The sequence below is a fragment of the Methyloprofundus sp. genome (assembly GCF_965251085.1).
Classification (GTDB): Bacteria; Pseudomonadota; Gammaproteobacteria; order Methylococcales; family Methylomonadaceae; genus Methyloprofundus.
Window position 1 is genome coordinate 3837227 of sequence record NZ_OZ252594.1, and the last position, 16887, is coordinate 3854113.

The following is a 16887-nucleotide window of genomic DNA, read 5'->3' on the forward strand; positions in this document are numbered from 1 at the left end:
AAATATTAGGCATAAATAACACCAGGTAGCCAGGTTGCTAGTTCAGGAAAGAAAGCTAAAATTCCCAGTAGCAGTAATTGTATGGCAATAAAAGGCATCACACCTTTATAAATTTGCCCTGTCGTCACTTCCTCAGGCGCAACACCACGTAAATAAAATAATGCAAAACCAAAGGGAGGTGTTAAAAAGGAAGTTTGTAAATTTAACCCTATCATAATACCTAACCAGACTGGATCAATCCCCATGGTTAACAAGATCGGCCCAACAATGGGCACAATAACAAAAGTTATTTCAATAAAGTCGAGGACAAAGCCTAGTAAAAACATGACCAGCATCACAGTAAACATGGCGCCAAACTTACCGCCCGGCAAATCAGACAGCAGCTCAATAATCAGTTCATCACCTCCAAATCCTCTAAACACGAGGGAAAATAATGCGGCACCGATTAGGATCATAAACACCATACTGGTAATTTGCGTGGTATTGCGCATCACCCCCTGTAATATCTGCTTATTTAATTTGCCACTCATAATGGCTAGAATCATTGCGCCTACCGCCCCCACAGATGCAGCCTCCGTCGGCGTGGCCAGCCCCCCGATAATCGAACCCAGTACAGCCAGAATTAACATTAACGGCGGCAACAGACTTTTCAGAATACGTAAATAAAAACCCGGCTGCTGATTTTCCACTCTTTCTGGTCTCGGTAAGCGATCGGGAGTTATCCACGCCATCAGGACAATATAGAGTAAATACAGGGCAACCAGTAATAATCCCGGGATCACAGCGCCTGCAAATAAATCACCGACAGAGATGGCTTCAGGTGCAAAAATACCCATTTCTAGCTGTGCTTGTTGATAAGCTGTTGATATCACATCACCCAATAACACTAGGACAATTGACGGCGGAATAATCTGCCCCAACGTGCCAGAGGCACAAATAATGCCACAGGATATCGCAGGATCATAGCCTCGCTTAAGCATGGTCGGCAAAGAAAGCAGCCCCATGGTGACCACAGTCGCGCCGACAATCCCTGTACTCGCCGCCATTAACATACCCACAATGGTCACTGCCACACCCAGGCCGCCCCGTAACGAGCCAAATAATTCAGACATCGCCTCCAGCAAAGCCTCGGCTATTTTAGCCCGTTCCAGCATAACGCCCATGAACACAAATAAGGGCACCGCTATCAACACCTCATTTCCCATGATGCCATATAAACGGTTTGGCAAAGCCATTAAAAAGTCAGCATCAAAAGTGTCCAGCTGCAAGCCTAGCAGGGCAAACAGTAACGCAGTTCCACTCAGTACAAAAGCCACTGGATAGCCAGATAATAAAATGATAAAAACAGCCAGAAACATCCATAAAGCCATATAACTATCCATGCTTCACATCTATCTCAAATAGGAAAACAATCTTGGTCATTAATAAAGATAGACCTTGTAAAATGAGTAAGCCAGGCATTAATAACAGGCTGGTTTTTAATAAATAGACAAAAGGTAAGCCCCCCGAATTTCGCGAACTTTCCATAATATCCCAGGAGTCGCTAACATATCCCCAGCTGCTCCAGAGCATAAACCCGGCAACAGGCAACAACAACAACAGCGTGCCCAGTAAATCAATCCAGGCTTTGACTGTTGCAGTGCACCGTTGATAAATGATATCTACTCGTACATGCCCCTCATGTTTTAGGGTATAGGCAGCGCCCAGCATAAACACCAGACTATGTAGATAAATGATAGATTCCTGCATCATCACCCAGCTAAGATCAAACAGGTAGCGCAGCACCACGATACAAAATGTAACCAAAACCAAAGCCAGGCTCAACCAGGAGACACAACGGCCAACCTGTTCATTAAATGAGTCAATGGCTTGTGCGCTGCGCTGAAAATAGGATAAAAGTAAGGGCATAACCTGATTTAGAAATTAGTAATAATTTGTAGCCCGCTATTATACTGCATTACCATGTGTAGTGAGCTTCTTCAGTCCACAACTCTAAATACCTAAGGCACCTGGAAATCAATAATCGTCCAATATTTGGGCAGGATTTTTGTTTGTCATCGGTGCGGTAGCAATAGGCGCATAGCTGGCTACGTAACTTATTGTTACAGTGCTGATGACGGACAAAAAGACCAGCAAGGATGGATGATGTGTGTTTCCAGGTGCCTAAGCACCAGAATTGATGCCTATCTGTGTGTTAGATTTTAATGAACCCAAAAACCGGGGAGTAGGCTCTAGCCTACATAGTTCTGCCTCATGTAGGCTAAAGCCTACTCCCCTACCTGAATTTTCTATTGTCGAACGAATTTTGAGCACATAAAAAACCTGCTTTGACTCGTTCAAACCGGCGCTTTTCGGGCATGCTTTTTACAAGCACATTTTCTATCAGTGCAGTATAATCACACCCGAATACCAAGAATTATCTCAGGAAATCAACAATAATTTCAGGAAACCAATAATGAAAAAATTTTATAACACCATCGAAAGCCTGTTTAATGAAAGTATAAAAGGGGTTGCCAAAGCACACAGTGATATTCTTAAACTTAATCCTGATCCTTGTTTTATCACTCGCACAGCACCTACACCCGCCAATAAAGTCGCCCTTATTTCAGGTGGCGGCGCAGGACACGAGCCACTACATGCAGGCTTTGTTGGTAAAGGTATGTTAGATGCGGCATGCCCGGGACAAACATTCACTTCGCCTACGCCTGATCAAATGATGATGGCTGCCGAAGAAGTCAACAGCGGGGCTGGTGTTATATTTATCGTCAAAAACTACGCTGGCGATGTGATGAATTTTGAAATTGGTGCAGAAATGTCTGATTGTGAATCTGCCTCAGTTATTGTTGCTGATGATGTTTCACTACCGAAAGACCACCCTATTGGTCGTCGTGGTGTTGCTGGCACACTAATCGTTGAAAAAATGATCGGTGCGGCCGCCGAAAATGGCGCTGACCTGGCAACATGCAAAGCAATCGGCGACCGTGTTGCCGAGAGTACAGCATCAATGGGTGTGGCTTTAACAAGTTGTACTATTCCTGCTTTAGGCGAACCTACTTTTTCATTAGCAGAAGATGAAATGGAAATGGGTGTTGGCATTCACGGTGAACGTGGCATAGAAACCATGAAATTGGGCACAGCCAAAGAAATTACTGCGATTATTTGTAAAAAAATTGAAGATGACTTAAAGCCACAAAAAGGTCAAAGAATTCTCCTACATGTGAATGGCCTAGGTGCAACTCCTCCGATGGAACAATACCTAGTCTTTGATGAAGCGTGTCAGTACTGGGAAGAGCGTGGTGTTATTATTGAGCGCTCTTTAGTCGGTGATTACACGACAGCTTTGGATATGGCAGGAATTTCTATCACGGTGACTTTATTAGATGATGAACTCATCGGATTATGGGATGCGCCTGTGCATACGGCTAACTTACGTTGGGGTTGTTAAGAGCCTGAACACACATATACTTCACGCGGCCACGATTGCGGTTTTCTAGCAACAAAAATCGACTTGTTATAAAATCCGCAACCGTGGCTGGCCGCGTAAAGTATACAGGATGTGCTGACGATAGGAAGCGCATCAACCTTCGAATGATGCGCGCTTCGTGCTTCAGAATATCCTATCCAGAAAGCAAAAAAAAGGTGGGCAATGCCCACCTTTTTTATTTGCATCCCGAATAGCCTATGCTGACCATAGGAAGCGCATCAATACATGAATGATGCGCTTCGTGCCTCAGCACATCCTATTCAGAATACACACTTATAATTTTGCTTCTATAGCATCTGCAATTGCACAGATCATTAACTGAGAACTTCTTGCGCCAGCATCGATATGCCCAACACTACGCTCACCCAGGAATGAAGAACGGCCGCGTACTGAATGCATAGGTTTGGTAGACTCCATGCCTTTAATTGCAACTTCTTTAAGCCCTGCTAACAATGCTGGATATTCAAGCTTGCCACAGTTTTCATTAAAATAGTTAGCCACTGGAATTAATGTATCTAACATTGTTTTCTCGCCAGCATCAGATTTTCCACGCGCTTTCATCGCTTCTACTGCGGCATTAAAAGACTCTGCAAAGGTAACTGGATCAATCGTTTTTCCCACTGCATCTTTACCCATGGCAACGAAAAAAGTACCAATTAAAGAGCCTGATGCACCCCCAATTTTACTCATGCAGGTCATACCCATTTTTTTCCAGGCATCCGCCCAATCTAACTGGCTTATTTCGTCACTTTGCTCGGTTAGAAAACCTAGTCCACGGCGAATGTTAATTACATGATCACCATCACCCAGAGTTTTATCCAGTTCGGTTACTTCTGCGTCATGCTCCACTATGGTATCGCTAGCGGCCTTAATTAGCTCTGTTAACATATCTGAAGTTACTTGCATTATCTTTTTTCCTCTCGTTTAAAGTAGCCATCCCCATGGATATTTCCGAGGACTTCAGCTAATAAATATTATCTAAAACAGCTCGCTTTGTAAATAGCACTGTATTTGCGAAGCCTACTGACATATCGTTAGATTCCAAGTTTCATGCATTTTTTAACCAGTGAAGCGCTGATAGACTGGGCAAAATCTTCAGGATTATCATAATCCTGTTTTTGCACAAACTCAACCAGACCACTCACCAGTTTTTTAGTTTCTGCAATCTCCACATGAGACCTGCCACAACCGTCACAATGCGTCCCTGTTTCTGTACAAAAAGCACTCCCTTTACATGGAATAAATTTCATTTCACATCTCTCCCAGTACGATATTTACTTTTAACAACTGCAATACTATACTCTAATTTATTGTTAGATACATCCATTCCTGGCTATATTAATGCAAACCCTTGATTAGAAAACCAATAACGTCCGTACAAAAATAATAAAATGACGGCACATAAAGAGAGCTTTACGCCTTGCGACCTGGTTATTTATGGTGGCCTTGGAGACTTGTCACGACGAAAATTAATTATTTCTCTATACCGCCTGGAAAATGGAGGTTTTCTTGAACCTGACACACGCATGAAAGTACATGATGTACAAGCGCTCGGAAATTGTCATAAACTTTAAACAATTACCACATAATATTTTCACAGAAAGCTTCCAGCAATTACCTGCAAATAAATTAATCATCCACCTGCAACCGAATGAAGGCATTGAAATTCAAATGCTGAAAAAATACCCGGTATCGATGAAAATATTAAACTACAAAGAACAAAACTGGATTTAAGCTTTTTTGAAACCTTTAAAAATAGTCGTATTTTTGGCGGTTATGAGAAATTAATACTGGAAGCCATGCGCGGCAATCCAACCCTGTTTATTAGCCGTGAGGAAATTGAACAAGCCTGGTCATGGATTGATTCCATTCAGGACGCATGGGAATCCACCAAGGCAGCAACTAAAGACTACCCTGCTGGCAGCTGGGGGCCTGATGCATCAGTGGAAATGATTGCTAGAGATGGTCAAACCTGGGAAGAATAAAATGTATTCTCCGATGATTTTTAACACTAAAACTTAACTAACTCCAATCCATTTATATAGCTAAAATCCTTCAGATTATAAGTAAATATCTTACAATCTCGCACTAAAACTGTTGCGGCAATAAGACTATCAGGAATATCCAGGTTATGACTCTTTGCATAAGTCTTAATCAGCATTGTAGATTTTTTTGAGACATTCTCATTCAAATGCTCCACCTTAAAAAGTGATACAAACTTTTCAAGCTTTATTGTCTCTGCTTTATTAATCGCACCATAATAAAGCTCCATTACCGAGATAGAAGAAATAACAAGATCTTCATTAAAAGCATGTACTCTTTTAATGGTTTCCTCATTACCTTTTAAAACTTCAATCAATACATTAGTATCTAAGACGATCATTTCCAGGCTTGCTTTCTAATTGATTCCTGGCTTATCTCCCTGTTTTCCCACATTCCTGAAAAATCAGAAAAATCCAGAGTTTGAGGGTTTTTCTTTCTCTCTTCTAAGTCTTTTTCTAGCGTTTTTCTAATATAAGCAGAGAGCGAGAGTCCTAAATTATTGGCCTGCCTCTTAACATCTGCAAATAATAGCTCTTCGAAATATATTTGTGTTCTGTGCATCTTACACTCCATACATCACATTTATACATCACTATAACATATAATCCTAGAAAATTCAGTCGCTCACGTTTTCTCGCACAAGCAGTTATAAAGCAAAAAGGCCCTAGAAGGCTGCCCGAGAATAGAAAGCCTACAGCGGAAAAGCTAATTTTGGCCAGATTTCCCGCTAATTTTCGTTAAAGAGCCAGCTATTCTCGGACAGTCTCCTAGCTTAGGTAACGCGCAATAAATAACCCACCCATATTACGTAGGATTTTTGTTTGTCTTCAAAGCCTGCCCCGTACTCGATACGGGGGCGTAGAAATAGGCGCATAGCTAGCTACGTAACTATTTCTACAACGCAGAAGACGGACAAAAAGACCAGCAAGGTGGGTGGGTTATTTATTGCGAGTTGCCTTAATGATCTCTCTGAATAATATACAAAGATAAATCACGCAATAAATCAGCTTCAGCCCCAAAATCAGTCAGACTTTCAACGGCCTGATCATGCAAATCCTGTGCTTTTTGCTTCGCGCCCGCTAAGCCTAATAAGGCTGGATAAGTAGGCTTATCATTATCCTGATCCTTACCCTGAGTTTTTCCCAAAGTAGCGGTATCGCTTTCCTCATCTAAAATATCGTCTTTAACCTGAAATGATAGCCCGATACATTTAGCATAATGATCTAGCTTACTCGCCGTGGCAGGATCTAAATCAGGCTTGGATAAAGTCGCAAGTTGTACAGCAACACGAATCAAAGCACCCGTTTTGTGAATATGCATATTTTCCAGTTCAGGCAACGTCAGCGTTTTACCCACTGATTCCAGATCAATCGCCTGCCCACCTACCATACCTAATGAGCCACTAGCCTTCGTTAGTGCATTAATCATTTGTATGCGTGACTCCGCACTGGCATTCATACTACTGTCACTAGCCAGAGTCTGAAAGGCTAGCGCTTGTAATGCATCGCCTGCCAATATTGCAGTCGCCTCATCATAAGCCACATGCGATGTTGCTTTGCCACGGCGCAAATCATCATCATCCATAGCGGGTAGATCATCATGAATTAAAGAATAAACATGAATCATCTCTACCGCACAGGCGGGGCCATCTAAAACATCAGGGTTAATACCCAGAGCCTTACCCGCACTATAAGTCAACATGGGGCGCATACGTTTTCCACCATCCAGAGTACTGTACCGCATGGCATCATGGAGTCTTTGAGGCAGAATTGTATTTGCCGGCAAACGGTGTTCCAGAGCTTTTTCTACTCGCTCCTGGCTGGAGACTAAATATTCTTTCAGGGCGTTACTCATCGTTAAATGACTCCAAAGTTTGTTGACCGTTTTTTGCTAATAAAATTTGCACTTTTTGCTCTGCCTCTTGCAAGGCTTTCTGACAAGTACGCGTTAAATTCACACCTTGCTCAAATGATTTTAATGACTCTTCCAAAGAAATATCACCTTGCTCTAATTGCTCGACAATCTCTTCTAAACCTTTCAGAGAATCTTCAAATAACGTGGCACTTTTCTTTCTAGGCATGTCGATAAAAATAATTTAATGATAGGATAGTTTAATCGAACTATTATATATGAAAAACATCCGAGTAATTAACTAGAAAATGAGTAATACCTATAACGCAGCAGCTATTGAAGTTTTAAGTGGCTTAGACCCCGTGCGTAAACGTCCGGGCATGTATACCGATACCACACGACCTAACCACCTGGTTCAGGAGGTCGTTGATAATAGTGTGGATGAAGCGGTTGCAGGACATGCTTCAAGCATAGGCGTGGTTTTATTGAAAGACGGCAGCATTAAGGTACAAGACGATGGCCGAGGCATGCCCGTTGATATGCACCCCGAGCAAAATATGCCTGGCGTTGAAGTGATTTTGACCCAATTACACGCAGGCGGAAAATTTTCTAATAAGAATTACCAGTTCTCTGGCGGTCTACACGGTGTCGGTGTGTCGGTTGTAAATGCTCTATCAACGCAACTGGATGTAGAAATCAAGCGGAATGGCAAAATCTACCAGATGCAGTTTGCAGGTGGTGAAAAGCAAACCGAACTTAGCGAAATTGGCAGTGTCGGCAAACTCAATACCGGTACCATGGTACATTTTATGCCTGATGCCAAATACTTTGATTCCAGTAAAGTGTCTGTACTCAAGCTCAAGCACGTACTAAGAGCAAAAGCAGTACTTTGCCCAGGCTTAAAAATCAGCTTATCTATCGAGCAGACAGAAGAATCATGGGAGTGGCATTATCAAAATGGCCTGGAAGAATACCTGTTAGATAGAGTAGGAAATGTAGAATTTTATCCAACCGAGCCGTTTATGGGTAATATGTCAGCAGACCATGAAGCGGTTGAGTGGGGTATCGTCTGGACCACAGAGTCCTTGCCAGAAAACGTGACTGAAAGCTATGTTAATCTGGTGCCTACCTCTCAAGGTGGTACGCATGTCAATGGCTTACGCGCAGGCTTGACCGAAGCCATGCGCGAGTTCTGTGAGATTCGTAGCCTATTACCCCGTGGCGTTAAAATCACGCCGGAAGATGTCTGGGAATTATGTCATTATATTTTGTCAGTCAAATTAGAAGACCCGCAATTTTCTGGACAAACTAAAGAACGCTTAAGTTCTCGTGAATGTGTTGCTTTTGTCTCTGGCGTCGCTAAGGATGGCTTTAGTCTATGGCTAAACCAACACCCTGCTGCTGGCGAGAAAATTGCCGAAGTCATCATATTAAGCGCTCAAAAGCGCTTAAAATCCAGCAAAAAAGCAATTCGCAAAAGAATTTCTGCGGGCCCACAATTACCCGGAAAACTAGCTGATTGTGCTTCACAGGATATCAATCGCAGTGAACTATTCTTAGTTGAAGGAGACTCTGCGGGCGGCTCAGCCAAACAAGCCCGCGAACGTGAATTTCAGGCAATCATGCCATTACGCGGTAAAATTCTAAATACCTGGGAAGTGGATTCTACTCAAGTAATGGCGTCTAATGAAGTCCACGATATAGCGGTCGCATTAGGCATAGAACCAGGATCAGATGACTTACAAGGTCTGCGTTACGGTAAAGTATGCATCCTCGCAGATGCCGATTCCGATGGTCTACATATTGCAACCTTGATTTGCGCTTTGTTTTTTAAGCATTTCCACAGTCTGGTTAAAGCAGGTCATGTCTTTGTCGCTATGCCTCCGCTATACCGTATTGATGTCGGTAAGCAAATTTTTTATGCTCTGGATGAATCTGAACGCCAGGGGGTTATAGACCGCATCAAGGCTGACAAACTCAAAGGCAAAATCAATGTACAGCGCTTTAAAGGCTTAGGCGAAATGAATCCCGCCCAGCTACGCGTAACCACCATGAACCCAGATACTCGCCGCCTGGTGCAGCTAACCATCGAAGAGGGTGATGATACTAATGAAAAAATGGATTTATTATTAGCCAAAAAACGCTCTCAAGATAGAAAATCCTGGCTGGAAAGCAAAGGCAATCTGGCGGAAGTCTAAAAGACCATACCGCTTCCTCATTACGTATAATTCTCAGCCATATTAGCAACCCATCAACTTTGGAATGATGGATAAAACAAGATAGTTCCCATGGTCTCCGTGGGAATTCATATATGGACGCTCCTGCGTCCCGTGACGCAGGAGCGTCACAGGCTGCGTTTCCACGCAAAGCGTGGGAACGATGGGTAATTGTCAGAAAACAATTACCTTTGACAAAAATGCGAGTAAATCAACGGGGTTCGTACTACTTTCGACAGTTACAAATTAGTTTATGTCACCTAACTAAAACGCACCTATTCAGCGTAAATTTCATTTAATAATCAATAATATAAATTACTTGTAGGGTGGGCAAAACACAGTGTGCCCAGCACTTTCCCCTGTCATGAGAAAGATGGGCACGCAAACTTTGCCCATCCTACAATAAATCAATAGCTTATAATGTCGAAATTCACTGTGTAGTTTCACTAAAATAAATAGTTTCACATCCTATAATAAAATAACCATGCCTATCCCACTAAACAGCAAAATAATTATCTCCAGCGATGTACTAACCCAGGAAGTTAATAACGAAACCGTTCTGCTTGATATGCAAAGTGAAGATTATTTTGGCCTGGATGCAGTCGGCACACGCTTCTGGCAATTATTACAAGCGCATAATGAACTGCAAAAGATATTCGATATAATGCGACAGGAATATGATGTTGAGGAACAGCAACTAGAACTGGATTTAAACGACCTGCTGTCCAAGCTATTAGATAAAGACCTGGTCAGCCTAGAGTAAGCTGTTTTCCTTAATAAGCAATGAAAAGGGGAGTAGACTTTAGTCTACACGGAGCATAAATTTATGTAGGCTAAAAGTTTACAGTTGATGCGCTTCGTTCCTCAGCACATCCTATAGAAAATTATTTAACTTATTGACAGTGGGCTGTAGGCTATTCTTATCACTTATAGCGGGTATATCTAACGTTTATGTCATATTTGAGATAAAGCTGTTCGCCTGAAAGGCAAAGGTTTTAACCTACGAATGGAAAATATAGGGGAGTAGACTTTAGTCTACACGGTGCATGAGTTGTATGAATGAATTACTTGAATTTGTGTAGGCTAAAGCCTACTCCCCTGTCTTATGAAACCGGGAAACAAAAAAGGCAGCCCGTGGGCTGCCTTTTTATAGCGTTAATAAAACTAAATACTAACCAGGAGGCAGACCAAACTTACCGCCTTTCTTTACCCCGCGACGCTGACGCAAGACCTCAGGTTGGTTCTCCTTAATATGCTTTATTGCACCACTGGCCGGATCAAAATAATCCGCCTTGATAGGACCTAAAACCACGCGAAAGTTACGACTAGATTCTTGACTTCCAAACTTAACAGTAAGGCTACCATCCTCTGGCATTTCGTAAACGTCCAGAGTCTCCAGGTCAATTATGCGTATGCGTTTCCACATTTTAGAGTCAAAAGGAGTTTCAACATAAGTAATTCTACTTTTCTCCCGACTAGATTCTAGCGCAGAGGCATCCCATTCCAGTTTAACTTCACTACCGGGGGCACCTAAAACTGTTATTCCCCAGCTATCATTACCTTTTATACCATGATAATCAGCAAAGGTCTCGCCATAGCCATTAATAAATAATATACCCTTTTCACTACCACTCTTAACCATAGGGCTAAAAGGTTTAACCCTATGCTGAGGACACAACTTTTTACATTCCTTTAATTGACCTAATACTACTTTATTAATAGCCTTCTGATCATTAACTTCCAATGCTATTCTAACAAACCACTCAGGCTTGTTTTGAGCTTCAGACTTGCCTTTACTAACGGCCAGTCCACTTAAAGAACTCAAAGCAACTGCCGTAGCCAAAGAGAAGAGTAATTTTTGCTGTACTTTTTTCATTTATATTCTCCTTATTTTAAATCTGCTGGAATCAGGGTTACACTATCGCCATTGTCAATCAGAGTCACTAGACCACCACTAAATCGAACAAAATATGCTTGTCCAGACTTAATAGTCGTTTCAAAACCTGGCGTAGCATAAGGAATAGCTTCATAGATTTCGCCGACACCAGTATAGACATATGCATTAAGGTCAGGGCCACTGCCATCGTCATAAAAGGCCAAGCTCGAATTGCTAAGAGGAAGAGCTCCTAATCCAGCTCCAAGATCCATGTAGGCTAAACTCCAGTCCATTTCACCTAAAAATGGGCTTGACAGCATTGTTCTAAAATCATCATTACTATTTGAGCTGGTACCACCACTCAAAATTGTTGCTAGATTGGATGAAAAGCTACTAGCCGCTAGTTCTCGTGGTGATACACCTGCATCTGGAACCGCTATTTTTGGTGTTCCGGTTGCAGTAATACCCATAGCCGCATCGAGCTGCCATTTTGTACCATTTGGACCCAAACCATCGGTTATAATCCAGTACCCCACCCCCTGCACCATACCTTCGCTAGAAACCATCTCAACATATTCAGGCTGATGCCCGCCAAATTGTGTAGTCTGCTTATACATTACCCAATTTGCGTTATCACCATAAGTACCTAGATCATCAGCAAAGATCTCATTAATCGTTGCATTGGTAAGGCAGTTTATACCAATCATGGCCCACTGATCAGCGATTAACTCACCGCCTGTGCCACAAGGAGTGTAATAGGCATAGGCCCGACTATTGTTAGAATTAGCAGCTGCCCCCAGGGGGAGATTACCATTAGCCATAACACGAATACCACCGTTACCATCAATACTGATATCTCTACCATAATCAGCATTATTTGCAGCATCAAGTCCTGTACGATCGAAAGCCCAATCAGGAGAGGCACCGCCACCTAAATCTTGTCTATTATAAAAGAGCTCAACTGATGTGCCTTTAAAACCTAAACCTGCTATGTTTCCACTCTGAGAGGTGTCACCGCCGTTGGTTCCAAGAATACTATCACCAAGCACGTAGAAGGGGGTACCATACTTAAGCTGCATAGCGCCCTTAGTTGGCCCACCTGAGACCAGCATTGTACTACCCACCCCATCAGCAGTTAAGGAGACTTCCACGCCTAGCATCCGATTAGCAGTTATGCCACCGTCAGTATTACCGTCGACTCTTTGTATGAAAGTAAATGGAGAAGGTTGCGATACATCTAAATTGTACAAATATGCAGCACCATTATTCATACTTACATCGCTAAACTCCGGCGCACCCACCAGAAAGTTAACACCATTTGATGTCACAGAGGATCCAAATTTTTCTCCGGCGACAGTCCCTTCTATCCCCCCGATAAAATTAATGATACCAGATGATAGCCACTGATAAACATAGACCTTACCTGAGTCTATTAATGTCCCCCCAGCGCCATCATATAAAGGTGCACCGGCGATCAGAATTCCTTCAGTACCCGCTGCATTAAGTCGTATCGAAACCTTTGTTCCAAAAGCGGACCCATCTGCTGCAAGATCTGGGACGCCAGGAGACAATAAAGGTTGACCAACATCGCCGAACAACGCCCAAATATCAAAACCAGGAATATATCTAAAGAAAAATATTTTTCCGGGTTGAGAACTTCCCCCAAATTTAGCCAATGGCGCACCAATAGCCAATAGATTTGTTGATGTAGAAACCGAAAAACCAAAAGCAGCCGACCCAGCTGTACTGCAGGACCCGCCAGGTCCTAATACTGAATACGGAGCTCCAGCTACAATAGCTCCACCACCACCACCACCACCACCACCACCACCACCACCACCACCACCACCACCACCACCACCACCACCACCACCACCACCACCACCATCACCCCATAGGTTAGTCAAATAATCATATCTATAGACATAAACCTTACAAAATGCCTGTCCATTTTCAGTTTCATCTGCCGGGCTACCTACAAAGGCCCACTCTCCCAAAATAGCAACCGAAAAACCACCGATCCCATCAAGGCCTGGACCTCCGCTCAAACCATTATCACTTAATATTTGCTCAGCAATAACTGGTATAGCCTTCACAGACCCGGCTCCCGCTAGTGCTAAAACACTGAGGGAGATGGAAAGAAATAATCATCCAAACGAAGTAAGCTTGTGTCTCAATAATTTATAATAATGAATTCTGAATTTATTCTCACACTAGGCAGATAAGCTTGTTGATATTAACAGATAGCATTATAGGTTGGATTATAAATACAGCCCATCGTTTAAAAGGCTCGGTACGTCGTATATTCATGGCTGAAACGGTGGAGCTACTAGGCTCAGGTGGTGCAAGTATTGCTGAAGAAAAACTAGGATGGAATAGAGGCACTATCCGAAAAGGACAATATGAACTTGAAACTCAGCCCATAGAAGATAATTTTTCAGCGAGAGGGCGTAATAAAAGTGAAGAGCATTTTCCTCATCTACTTGATGACATAAAAAAAATTGCTGAACCGGAGTGTCAAACGGATCCCTCTTTTAATTCCTGTCGATTATATACCCGGCTAACGGCTAAAGAAGTTAGAAAACGTTTACTGGAGATTGATTATTACGATGAAAAAACATTACCTTGCTCAAAAACTATCAATACAAAATTAAATGACCTGAGTTACCATCCAAAAAAGGTACAAAAAACAAAGCCTCATAAGAAAATCAAGGAAACGGATGCAATTTTTGAACAAGTTCATTCAGTCAATGGAATGGCAGATATCAACCCAAAAGAGATTCGTATATCAATTGATGCCAAAGCAAGAATGAATATAGGAAATTTTTCACGGGGAGGACGAAATCGGGTTTTAACAAAAGCAGAGGATCATGATTTAGATGTTAAGGAAAAGTTAACTCCTTTTGGTTTTTATCTGCCTGAACATGATGATTTTTTCCTTTTCTTTACAGCAGGCTATGCCAGCAGTGATTTCATCGTTGACCGATTGGAAGAAATTTGGCCAGAAATTCAAGAAAAATATGGAGTAGATATTCTGACAATTAACGCTGACAATGGTATGGAGAACAGTAGCTCCAGAACTCAGTTTATAAAAAGGCTTGTGGAGTTTGCTGAAAAAAGCAACATAAAGATAAAACTGGCCTACTACCCTCCTTATCATAGTAAATATAACCCAATTGAACGAGTATGGGGAGCCTATGAAAATCATATTAGTGGCGACATAATGGATACAGTTGAAACAACTTTAAAATTTGCCAAAAGTATGACCTACAATGGCAAAGCACCTATTGTTAAATTAACAGAAAAAATATATGAAACAGGAGTAAAGGTAGGTAAAAAAGCAATGAAGACGTATTATCAGTTTGTTGACCGAATGCCATCGTTGGAGAAATGGTTTTTGACCATTTCTCCTGGTTGTTCTGGATGATTATTTCTTTCCATCTCCCTGAGTGTGATTGATACACACTTCTTGAAATTAATTTTCATTTCTAACTCCCATTATTTATAACTTTAATTCTTTTTGTTCCTAATTCTTTATGGTCCCGTTGGCGTCGGAATAAGGCTAGGAGGTGGGCCAAAAGCCTTTACATCTTTGCTTTTTGTCAGGCTACCTAAGACTATCAATGCGGGCGCTACGTAAACGGCCTTGCGCATAAACCCACGACGTGAATTAGACACCTCTATGCTTTTAGTTTTTTCAGTTTTTTCATCCACAGCAAATCTCCTTGCTAAATTAATTTATAACACTATTGAGAAATATAGCACAATTTTTCTGTTTGTGTCTGTTTTTCCCTAGGTAAGCAGGCAGTTTATCAGCAATACTTAGGAAGTATTGCACGAACTAAAATGAGCATCTGGCGCAGAATTTTTATTCGTATTCAAAACGTAGAAACAGGCACATAGCTGGCTGCGTAACTTGCTACAGTGCTGATGACGGACAAAAAGACCCGCAAGGATGGATGATGTGTGTTTCCAGGTGCCTTAATTATGCGCCACTATTTTTGCATAGACCTCACCCAGCCGCTCGATCTGCCAGGGGATTGTTACTTTATAAACGGGAATTGCCTTTGCCAGCTCGGCTCGCAACTGAAAGTGATGTGCTTTAAAAAAACCCAGATCGATAAAGCCGCTAAAGTGAAAGGCCTTGAATTTCTCTATACCTTCCAGCGTGGTAATACTAACGACTGCATCTGCTGCTACCGCCTCTAACACATAACCTGCATAAATAGGCTTAGACTGTCGGGCAACATTTTCTACCGGATAACCCAGCACTTCAGGTTCACGATAAGGCCGGTGAAATGGGTAGGAGGCTACTGTATAAAACGTGTCATGCTGCTGAAAGATTGCCAGTGAATCATCGGAATACAGCGCATGGCCTTGCTGAATAAAATAATCCGTTAGTGTTGATTTTCCACCAAAGGATTCAGCCGAAAAAAAAATTGGCCGACCGGCGACTTCAACTGCGCCTACATGTAACATTTCATAACGTTTTTCCAGCGCAAATTTTAGCGGCAATAGGGTATGGCACACCCAGAAGCGTAAGCGCTCGGGGGTAAATTGCGCTTCAGGCTGATAGTGTAGTGTATGACTGCCGATGGACCAGTATAGAGTAAGCACTTGTGCAATTTCCAAAGCCCATTGGCTCCCGGCACCGGTTGCCAGGGCAAATTTACTTTGTGCAAAATACCTGCCTTTACGGGCAGACATATCCATCCAGCCTGAACGTTCTGGAAACGCTGCTGGTTGCGTATTTTCGTCTATTTGTTCTATAACTATTGTTTCTAATGCGGGGTTGTATACATCATCCCGTAATAACGGCTCACTGGGGAAAATAATATTAAAATTGAAGGCGATCATAATGATACTGTCTGATATTAATTGTTGCATCAGTTCTTGCTCTACTATTGGGGCGTAGGCTTTAGCCTACATAAGGCAATAGCAGCGCAGACTAAGGCACCGGGAAACAAATAATCTTTTTATCTATAAATATTGCTATTTTTGTAGGCGGGCAAACTCTCACTGCCCTTAAGTTAAGGGATAAAACAATAATAAACAACACGTTACATCGTAGGCTGGGTTAGCTTAGCAAGCGCAGCGCAGATAACGTAACCCAGCATTTTACATATATGGAGCTTTGCTGGGTAACGTTTTTTTTCGCAAAAAAAATCTAACTCAGCCTACAGTGTCATTCATTGATTATTAAATAATAAATCCTTAACTTAATGGCAGTGGGGTAATCTCTGCTTACACTGAATACTTTCACAATCTCTATAGTGCTGTTGATATTCAAAAAATCGCGAGGAGTACCATAGCTTCAGCTATTGCTGTTTCAGAAAAATCTCCTTCTCCAGAGGGAGAAGGTTGGGATGAGGGGATTATCAATGCATGATTTTATTCTCCTCACCCAGCCCTCTCCA

At 42.2% G+C, this 16887-nt stretch carries 17 protein-coding genes and 1 pseudogene; 6 read left to right on the forward strand and 12 right to left on the reverse strand.

Going from position 1 to position 16887, the window contains the following annotated elements; genetic code table 11:
* Positions 1-5 precede the first annotated feature (5 nt).
* Positions 6-1382, reverse strand: coding sequence for a TRAP transporter large permease (locus tag ACQY3F_RS18105; protein ID WP_428356387.1), 1377 nt, complete (start codon positions 1380-1382; stop codon positions 6-8).
* Positions 1375-1908, reverse strand: a complete 534-nt coding sequence (locus ACQY3F_RS18110; protein WP_428356389.1) for a TRAP transporter small permease subunit — start codon at positions 1906-1908, stop codon at positions 1375-1377. The genes ACQY3F_RS18105 and ACQY3F_RS18110 overlap by 8 nt, the downstream gene beginning before the upstream one ends.
* A gap of 547 nt (positions 1909-2455) precedes the next feature.
* On the opposite strand from ACQY3F_RS18110, the gene dhaK reads away from it, so the two are divergent.
* The gene (dhaK, locus tag ACQY3F_RS18115) at positions 2456-3445 is read left to right on the forward strand and encodes a dihydroxyacetone kinase subunit DhaK (protein WP_428356390.1); all 990 of its coding nucleotides are present in this window, start codon (positions 2456-2458) and stop codon (positions 3443-3445) included.
* Between the two features lie 312 nt (positions 3446-3757).
* On the opposite strand, the gene dhaL is transcribed toward dhaK, so the two are convergent.
* Entirely contained in the window at positions 3758-4390 is a 633-nt protein-coding gene (dhaL, locus tag ACQY3F_RS18120) for a dihydroxyacetone kinase subunit DhaL (protein WP_428356391.1), read from the reverse strand.
* A 128-nt stretch (positions 4391-4518) separates the two neighbouring features.
* Positions 4519-4734: a DUF1289 domain-containing protein gene (locus tag ACQY3F_RS18125; RefSeq protein ID WP_428356392.1), complete on the reverse strand. Its 216-nt coding sequence runs from the start codon at positions 4732-4734 to the stop codon at positions 4519-4521.
* A 141-nt stretch (positions 4735-4875) separates the two neighbouring features.
* Here ACQY3F_RS18125 and ACQY3F_RS18130 point away from each other — a divergent pair, with 141 nt between their 5' ends.
* On the forward strand, positions 4876-5058 hold the full coding sequence (locus ACQY3F_RS18130; protein WP_428356393.1) for a hypothetical protein: 183 nt from the start codon (positions 4876-4878) through the stop codon (positions 5056-5058).
* A pseudogene (locus tag ACQY3F_RS18135) lies at positions 5015-5469 on the forward strand (glucose-6-phosphate dehydrogenase); the annotation flags it as partial. The gene ACQY3F_RS18130 and the pseudogene ACQY3F_RS18135, both read left to right, overlap by 44 nt.
* Positions 5470-5495: 26 nt before the next feature.
* Here ACQY3F_RS18135 and ACQY3F_RS18140 read toward each other — a convergent pair.
* The 4 genes from ACQY3F_RS18140 to ACQY3F_RS18155 form a co-directional block, all read right to left on the reverse strand.
* Positions 5496-5867, reverse strand: coding sequence for a type II toxin-antitoxin system VapC family toxin (locus tag ACQY3F_RS18140; protein ID WP_428356395.1), 372 nt, complete (start codon positions 5865-5867; stop codon positions 5496-5498).
* On the reverse strand, positions 5864-6088 hold the full coding sequence (locus ACQY3F_RS18145) for a hypothetical protein (protein ID WP_428356396.1): 225 nt from the start codon (positions 6086-6088) through the stop codon (positions 5864-5866). The genes ACQY3F_RS18140 and ACQY3F_RS18145 overlap by 4 nt, the downstream gene beginning before the upstream one ends.
* Positions 6089-6484: 396 nt before the next feature.
* On the reverse strand, positions 6485-7381 hold the full coding sequence (gene ispA, locus ACQY3F_RS18150; RefSeq protein ID WP_428356397.1) for a (2E,6E)-farnesyl diphosphate synthase: 897 nt from the start codon (positions 7379-7381) through the stop codon (positions 6485-6487).
* The gene (locus ACQY3F_RS18155) at positions 7374-7607 is read right to left on the reverse strand and encodes an exodeoxyribonuclease VII small subunit (protein WP_428356398.1); all 234 of its coding nucleotides are present in this window, start codon (positions 7605-7607) and stop codon (positions 7374-7376) included. Before ACQY3F_RS18155 ends, ispA begins: the two co-directional genes overlap by 8 nt.
* A 79-nt stretch (positions 7608-7686) precedes the next feature.
* Here ACQY3F_RS18155 and parE point away from each other — a divergent pair, with 79 nt between their 5' ends.
* Positions 7687-9576, forward strand: coding sequence for a DNA topoisomerase IV subunit B (gene parE / locus ACQY3F_RS18160; protein WP_428356400.1), 1890 nt, complete (start codon positions 7687-7689; stop codon positions 9574-9576).
* A gap of 502 nt (positions 9577-10078) precedes the next feature.
* Entirely contained in the window at positions 10079-10357 is a 279-nt protein-coding gene (locus tag ACQY3F_RS18165; protein WP_428356402.1) for a PqqD family protein, read from the forward strand.
* Positions 10358-10765: 408 nt separating this feature from the next.
* Here ACQY3F_RS18165 and ACQY3F_RS18170 read toward each other — a convergent pair whose 3' ends face one another.
* Both ACQY3F_RS18170 and ACQY3F_RS18175 read right to left on the reverse strand, forming a co-directional pair.
* Positions 10766-11470: a hypothetical protein gene (locus ACQY3F_RS18170; RefSeq protein WP_428356403.1), complete on the reverse strand. Its 705-nt coding sequence runs from the start codon at positions 11468-11470 to the stop codon at positions 10766-10768.
* A gap of 11 nt (positions 11471-11481) precedes the next feature.
* A complete protein-coding gene (locus tag ACQY3F_RS18175) occupies positions 11482-13566 on the reverse strand; it encodes a hypothetical protein (RefSeq protein WP_428356405.1) in 2085 nt (694 codons plus the stop codon).
* A gap of 134 nt (positions 13567-13700) precedes the next feature.
* On the opposite strand from ACQY3F_RS18175, the gene ACQY3F_RS18180 reads away from it, so the two are divergent.
* The gene (locus ACQY3F_RS18180) at positions 13701-14897 is read left to right on the forward strand and encodes an ISAzo13 family transposase (protein WP_428352931.1); all 1197 of its coding nucleotides are present in this window, start codon (positions 13701-13703) and stop codon (positions 14895-14897) included.
* Positions 14898-15004: 107 nt separating this feature from the next.
* Here ACQY3F_RS18180 and ACQY3F_RS18185 read toward each other — a convergent pair whose 3' ends face one another.
* Positions 15005-15184: a hypothetical protein gene (locus tag ACQY3F_RS18185; RefSeq protein ID WP_428356407.1), complete on the reverse strand. Its 180-nt coding sequence runs from the start codon at positions 15182-15184 to the stop codon at positions 15005-15007.
* A gap of 267 nt (positions 15185-15451) precedes the next feature.
* Positions 15452-16357 carry a hypothetical protein gene (locus ACQY3F_RS18190; RefSeq protein WP_428356409.1) on the reverse strand — a complete coding sequence of 302 codons (906 nt, stop codon included), beginning with the start codon at positions 16355-16357 and terminating at the stop codon, positions 15452-15454.
* Positions 16358-16887 lie beyond the last annotated feature (530 nt).

Bases quoted from the DNA above. Each gene is read 5' to 3' on its own strand.
- ACQY3F_RS18105 (WP_428356387.1), bottom strand. From the start codon at position 1,382: ATGGATAGTTATATGGCTTTATGGATGTTTCTGGCTGTTTTTATCATT.
- ACQY3F_RS18190 (WP_428356409.1), bottom strand. From the start codon at position 16,357: ATGCAACAATTAATATCAGACAGTATCATTATGATCGCCTTCAATTTT.
- ACQY3F_RS18170 (WP_428356403.1), bottom strand. From the start codon at position 11,470: ATGAAAAAAGTACAGCAAAAATTACTCTTCTCTTTGGCTACGGCAGTT.
- ACQY3F_RS18130 (WP_428356393.1), top strand. From the start codon at position 4,876: ATGACGGCACATAAAGAGAGCTTTACGCCTTGCGACCTGGTTATTTAT.
- ACQY3F_RS18125 (WP_428356392.1), bottom strand. From the start codon at position 4,734: ATGAAATTTATTCCATGTAAAGGGAGTGCTTTTTGTACAGAAACAGGG.
- ACQY3F_RS18140 (WP_428356395.1), bottom strand. From the start codon at position 5,867: ATGATCGTCTTAGATACTAATGTATTGATTGAAGTTTTAAAAGGTAAT.
- parE (WP_428356400.1), top strand. From the start codon at position 7,687: ATGAGTAATACCTATAACGCAGCAGCTATTGAAGTTTTAAGTGGCTTA.
- ACQY3F_RS18110 (WP_428356389.1), bottom strand. From the start codon at position 1,908: ATGCCCTTACTTTTATCCTATTTTCAGCGCAGCGCACAAGCCATTGAC.
- ACQY3F_RS18145 (WP_428356396.1), bottom strand. From the start codon at position 6,088: ATGCACAGAACACAAATATATTTCGAAGAGCTATTATTTGCAGATGTT.
- ACQY3F_RS18165 (WP_428356402.1), top strand. From the start codon at position 10,079: ATGCCTATCCCACTAAACAGCAAAATAATTATCTCCAGCGATGTACTA.
- dhaL (WP_428356391.1), bottom strand. From the start codon at position 4,390: ATGCAAGTAACTTCAGATATGTTAACAGAGCTAATTAAGGCCGCTAGC.
- dhaK (WP_428356390.1), top strand. From the start codon at position 2,456: ATGAAAAAATTTTATAACACCATCGAAAGCCTGTTTAATGAAAGTATA.
- ispA (WP_428356397.1), bottom strand. From the start codon at position 7,381: ATGAGTAACGCCCTGAAAGAATATTTAGTCTCCAGCCAGGAGCGAGTA.
- ACQY3F_RS18155 (WP_428356398.1), bottom strand. From the start codon at position 7,607: ATGCCTAGAAAGAAAAGTGCCACGTTATTTGAAGATTCTCTGAAAGGT.